The following is a 5,605-nucleotide window of genomic DNA, read 5'->3' as shown; positions in this document are numbered from 1 at the left end:
AGGGTCTCGTAGCCGTAGGTGTTGACGGAAAGGGCCGGAACGGGCTTGGGGAACATGGACCATCCTAGTGGAACATCGCTGTGTCGTTTGGAGACTGACTTCATGCCATCTAAGCACCAGTTTCAGCACACCGGCTCCACATCGGACAGCGTTGGAGAAGGGATCGCGTGCCATGTCCGGCCCATTCACGCAATTGAAATTAGCAGCTAATAATTATCCTTTGCTCAACACAGCCAATCACGATAAGTTTAGCATTGTCGGGTCGCCCTAACGCATGTTAAGACTCGGCATGGCCGCATTAACTGTGTCGCACAGCCTTGCCGGGTGCTCCGTCCGGTAAGGGAGAACACGGTTGTCAACCACAGCGGGGGCGTCGTGGCAGAAAAGTCAGAATGCAAGAAGGGGCCGCGGGTGCTAGCAGTGGCTTCCACTGGGGGCCACTGGATCCAAATGGGTCGGCTTCGTCCCGCTCTCTCGGGTGCGTCTGTAGCTTTCGTCTCAACGAATCCCGACCACGAGGCTGATGTCCAAGACGGTCGGTTTTATGCGGTGCGCGACGCCTCTTTGAGCAGCAAACTCGGACTAGTTGCAATGACCTTGCAACTCTTCCGCATAGTGCTCAAGGAGCGGCCCCAATATGTTATCTCAACAGGTGCTGCTCCAGGCTACATAGCCATCCGGCTGGCTCGCCTGCTATTCAAGGCGCGCACTATTTGGGTTGATAGCATCGCCAACGTCGATCAACTGTCCACCTCCGGCCAGAAGATAGGCAAGCACGCGGATCTCTGGCTGACACAGTGGCCGCACTTAGCGAACGACAATGGGCCAAATTACGTCGGAGCAGTGGTTTGATCTTCGTTGCTGTTGGCACTCAGATGCCATTTGACCGGTTAATCCGGGCCATCGATTCATGGGCAGATTCCCGCGGCGAGAATGACGTTTTTGCTCAATGCGGCGACACAGGATACACTGCCAAACGCATCCGCATGCAATCGTTCTTATCGCCCCAGGAATTCACTCGGTGCGTTGAATCTGCCGATCTTATCGTTTCGCATGCCGGCATGGGAACTATCATAACAGCCCTGGAAAAGGGAAAGCCAATACTAGTCATGCCACGACGGGCATGCTTAGGCGAGCACCGAAACGAACACCAGTTGGGCACCGCACGCAACTTCGCGCCGTCCAACTCCATCGAGGTTGCGTTCGACGAGCAAGAACTCATAGCAAAGATGGACAGATTGGTCTGCGGGCGGGAGAGCCGCTCCCCAATATCCTGCGATGCAAACCCGAGCCTGATCAAAACCATTCAGGACTTCATATTTCAATGAAGCGTCAGAAAGACGACATCTATCGTTGTTTCCTGGCCAGAATGCCATCATATATGCCCTGGAGATCCGACTTGACGCGGCTCTCCGAGTTTTCGACGGCTACCCTCTCGCGCGCAGCCTTGCCGATGCTATGGCGGGCAACACTGTCCGCTGCCAACCAGCGGATCGCTTCAGCAAGTAATGCTTTGTCGCCCGGAGGCACCATGACCCCCGTGACTCCTTGAGTTATTATCTCTGGAATGCCGCCCACCGGACATGTAATTACAGGCAAACCCGCCGCCTGCGCCTCTAGAATTGCAACCGGAACGCCCTCTCTGTAGCTCGGTAAAGCGAATATATCGGCCTCGGCCAGCAGTTCATTCCGATTGCGCTCGTCCAACCAGCCCGCGATCTCCACGCCATGCAAATCATGGGAAGCCACGAGTGCGCGCGCTTTCTCCAGTTCGCCATCGCCTGCCAGGACGAGGCGCAGAGGAAATGAGACTGACTTCGCTGCCACCCCAAACGCATCAATGAGGTCCCATGTGCCCTTCCTGTCGCACAATCGACCGAGACTAACGATTACAACCTCGCGCCTTGTTGCCGCTTTTCTGGCCGCCCCTGTCTTCACGGCATTCGGGACGACTCGGATTTTTCCGGGTTCGACCCCGACGACATCCGCGTAAAACCTTTTCCAACTCGAAGACAGAACAATGACGCATGCCGCAGAGTTGAGCCAACGCCTGATGGCTCCTTGTCGCGCTCGTTGCTCGTCCCAGAATTCGGCAAAGTCACTGCCATGCGCGTGAATTACGTATGGCACTCCGTAGGCACGCAGCAGCGCAGTGACTGCCATCTTTCTCCAAACGCTACCGTTGAATGAGACGTGCACATGCGCCAAGTCTTGGCTCCAACCAGAGAGAGCAATTTTAGCCAAGCCTCTCAGAGCCGCTGCAAGCCTAACCGCCGCACTTCCCTCGGAGAACGTGCTTACATGGCTCTGAATGTAACCATCGAAAGGTAGTGACAACAGAAATGCCTGAACCGACGTCATTCCACCTGGCTGGTTCAGACCAGGCCCAATATGAATAACTCTCTTGTTCATTTCCGCAACTCACATGGACGGCCTGAACTCTCGCAGGAATATCTCAAGATTGAGTAGCCCCCAAAGGAGCTTTTCGTGATTTTTTTGTTCCTCTAAATGTTCAGCGACAACCCTGTCGACAAAAACTGGGTTGCAAAAGGACCGTACAATGGAATCACCGCTGCACAACATGTCTGTCAGAGGCTTTCTCAATCTGTGACGCATCCAGAGATGCACAGGGACACGGAAGCCGACCTTTCTGCGTTCCAGCAAATGACGAGGTATGACGTTCTTCATCGCCTCACGCAGCACCGTCTTGCCGCGCCTATGCTGAAGGTGAAGATGATCAGGAATTCCAGCTGCAAACTTGGCAATCTCAGTGTCCATGAAGGGCATTCGCCCTTCGATTGACCAAGCCATCATCATTCTGTCAGCACGCTCCAACAGGTTGTCTGGGAGCCAGGATACCTGGTCAAAAAGCAGCACTCTTCGCAATGATGATCCACTTACCTCAGAGGGCGCGACCTTTGCGGGCAAGCTAACAGCTGGCCCACGATAGAGCGCCTCTCGCTCTCGCTCAGACATGTTCCCGAACCAGCGAAACATGCGCTGCCCAGGTGATCGCTCTCCAAAGGCAGAGAGCAATGTCGCGAGCCGAGACGCCGATTCGGGAAGGCGAGCAGAGACTGGGTCGAGGAATGTGGAGTGCAAGCCGGGCGGAACAAGGCGCTGATACCAGTCCGCCCACCTTTCGGCCCGATGCTTCGGGTAGCCTGCAAAAACCTCGTCGGCGCCTTCCCCGGTCAAAACGACGGTTACGGATTTTTTCGCCTCTCTCGAAAGAAGAAAGATTGGAATATCAGCCGTTTCCGATAGCGGAGCTCCCCGGTGCAAGACGGCCTTTGGCCAGTTTTCGATGAAATCTTCTTCTTCCAACATCAACTCGTGGTGGTCGCAACCAAAGGCGGCAGCCACTTCCTTCGCGTGCGCTAACTCACTAAACCGCTCTTGCGGAAATCCAACCGAGTAAGTTTTCACTGGCGTACTTGTGAATCCGGCCATTGTTGCAACAACGGCCGACGAATCCACTCCGCCCGAAAGGAAGGCGCCGACGCTTACATCGCTTCTCATCCTCAGCCGGACAGCGTCCTGAAAAAGCTCTGAAAATTGTCCAGCAGCAATTTCGAGAGAGATCCGCTTCGGCTCTGATTGCGCCACCGGTGGCCTATAGAACTGGGAAATGGTTAGTTCACCATCTGACCAGATTGCAAACGATCCCGCTGGAAGCTTTTTTACCCCAGTGAAAAACGTTTGAGGGCCTGACACATACCTGTTCTGCAAATATTCCTGAAGCGCAGCCCAGTCGATTGCTTTGTCCACGTATGGCGCTTTTAGCAGGGCGTTTATCTCTGAGGCGAACACGATTCCTTCTTCTCCGCTGAAATAGAACAGCGGCTTCTTCCCGAAGTGATCGCGACAAAGAATTACTCGATTCTCCGTTTTGTCGAATATGGCCGCGGCGAACATACCCCTGAACTTATTGAAACACCGAGTGCCCCAGCGCCTGAAAGACTCGATGAACACCTCCGTGTCAGAATCCGTGCGAAAACAATGACCGGACCCAATTAACTCTTCCTTGATCTCGCGGTAGTTATATATTTCTCCATTGTAGATGATCACATATTTTCCATCATGCGATTCCATGGGCTGAGCACCCGCGGCAAGATCGATAATGGATAAGCGCCGGTGAGCGAGACCGATTTGCCACTTGTCACCCAAATTCGTGAGAACATGACCCGCCTGATCCGGTCCGCGGTGCGCCAGTTCATCGCGTAGACCTTGGAGCAAGCGTTCCGTCTGCTTGGCTCGAGTTCTCAAGATCCAACCAAAAATTCCACACATCGTAAGCCGTCCCGTTCATTGCGACACGCAAGGCGATCGAATTGCGGTGCCCTTCCCGCTTGGCGATGTAAATCCATCTGTTCGGGCCATTGGGGTGCAGGCCGCCGATGACACCAGTCACCTTTGAAGCGCGCAGGCTCTGAGCAGACCAGCACGGCTGACCCACGAAATACATTCGACTTCACACGAAGCGAGCTGGCCCTATGCTCACCAGCGCACTCGATGCGGGCTGGCTCGTGCTCGGCTGGCAAGACAACGTTAATGAGCCCGCTCCGATTTGGCCTGCCGACATGCGGATAGATCACCCCTGCAGACTCTTCGTGTTCAGGGCCCGTTCTTAAGCCGTTCGACCTGTCGCGCGCAAGTGCGACGAGATTGGGGTTAAACATGCGAAGCTGGCCCGACTGAGCTAGGCAGCAGCTGCAAATCCACTGGAGCAGTGATACACATGGCCTAAGACTTACGAGCTGCGATTCAGCTGTCGGACTCGCTGAAGCCGTTCAACGAGAGCGTTTGGGGAAGGCCTCGGCATCTCGCTAGATTTAAACTGCATTTCCGGTTAGATCGATTTAGTATCCACTGATGATCGGGCATGGTGTTTCACAATGAAGTTGACAATCGCGCCCGCCATTCTCTGCGGAGGCTCCGGCACACGCTTGTGGCCAGCTTCGCGCAAGAGCATGCCGAAGCAGTTCATTCCGCTCACGGGCGAGCGCTCCACCTTCCAGGAGACCGTCCTGCGGGTGTCGGACCCGGAGCTCTTCGGGCCGCCCATCGTGGTGACCAGCGACGAGTTCCGCTTCGTGGTGGCCGAGCAGCTGCGCGAGATCGGGGTCGAAGCCGAGATCGTGCTGGAGCCGCAGCCGCGGGAGTCCGGGCCGGCGATCGCCGTTGCGGCCGTGCTCGGGGCGCAGCGGGATCGCGGCCAATTAATGCTGGTGCTGCCCTCGGACCACTACATCCCGGACGGCGAGGCCTTTCGCGACGCCTGCGAGGGCGCGGCCAAGGGCGCCCAGGACGGCTATGTCATGACGCTCGGCGTGCGGCCGACGGCGCCCGCGACGGGCTACGGCTATATCCGTGCCGGCAAGGCCACGGGCTCGGGCGAGGCGCTCACCGTGGAGGCCTTCGTGGAGAAGCCCGACCAGGCGACGGCCGAGCGCTACGTCGAGCAAGGCTTCCTGTGGAACAGCGGCAACTTCCTGTTCCGGGCCGACGTGATGCTGGACGAACTCGCCATGCTCGCCCCCGACATGCGACGGGCGGCGGAAGCCGCGGTGGCCAACGCCAAGCGCGACCTCGACTTCCTGCG

General features: G+C 56.5%; 5 protein-coding genes. 3 read left to right on the top strand and 2 right to left on the bottom strand.

The features are described from left to right. The first annotated feature begins 450 nt into the window (after positions 1 to 450). Positions 451 to 852, top strand: coding sequence for a glycosyltransferase family protein (locus tag SLNSH_RS25640; protein ID WP_106340833.1), 402 nt, complete (start codon positions 451 to 453; stop codon positions 850 to 852). Beyond that, the gene (locus SLNSH_RS24170; protein ID WP_106340831.1) at positions 849 to 1,328 is read left to right on the top strand and encodes a glycosyltransferase; all 480 of its coding nucleotides are present in this window, start codon (positions 849 to 851) and stop codon (positions 1,326 to 1,328) included. Before SLNSH_RS25640 ends, SLNSH_RS24170 begins: the two co-directional genes overlap by 4 nt. Before the next feature lie 19 nt (positions 1,329 to 1,347). Here SLNSH_RS24170 and SLNSH_RS24165 read toward each other — a convergent pair whose 3' ends face one another. Both SLNSH_RS24165 and asnB read right to left on the bottom strand, forming a co-directional pair. Beyond that, on the bottom strand, positions 1,348 to 2,412 hold the full coding sequence (locus SLNSH_RS24165) for a glycosyltransferase family 4 protein (protein WP_106340829.1): 1,065 nt from the start codon (positions 2,410 to 2,412) through the stop codon (positions 1,348 to 1,350). Between the two features lie 9 nt (positions 2,413 to 2,421). Continuing rightward, the gene (gene asnB, locus SLNSH_RS24160) at positions 2,422 to 4,293 is read right to left on the bottom strand and encodes an asparagine synthase (glutamine-hydrolyzing) (RefSeq protein ID WP_106340827.1); all 1,872 of its coding nucleotides are present in this window, start codon (positions 4,291 to 4,293) and stop codon (positions 2,422 to 2,424) included. Positions 4,294 to 4,973: 680 nt separating this feature from the next. Here asnB and SLNSH_RS24155 point away from each other — a divergent pair. Further along, positions 4,974 to 5,605: mannose-1-phosphate guanylyltransferase (locus SLNSH_RS24155; RefSeq protein WP_245422469.1), on the top strand; the 632-nt coding region annotated here is incomplete at its 3' end.

It is taken from the genome of Alsobacter soli (assembly GCF_003004785.1).
Lineage (GTDB): Bacteria > Pseudomonadota > Alphaproteobacteria > Rhizobiales > Beijerinckiaceae > Alsobacter > Alsobacter soli.
The sequence above is the reverse complement of the archived record's forward strand: the minus strand, read 5'-3'. Positions and strand labels throughout refer to the sequence as shown.

Coding starts and splice junctions, on each gene's coding strand:
- SLNSH_RS25640 (WP_106340833.1), top strand. CDS start 451: ATGGGTCGGCTTCGTCCCGCTCTCTCGGGTGCGTCTGTAGCTTTCGTC.
- SLNSH_RS24165 (WP_106340829.1), bottom strand. CDS start 2,412: ATGAACAAGAGAGTTATTCATATTGGGCCTGGTCTGAACCAGCCAGGT.
- asnB (WP_106340827.1), bottom strand. CDS start 4,293: ATGTGTGGAATTTTTGGTTGGATCTTGAGAACTCGAGCCAAGCAGACG.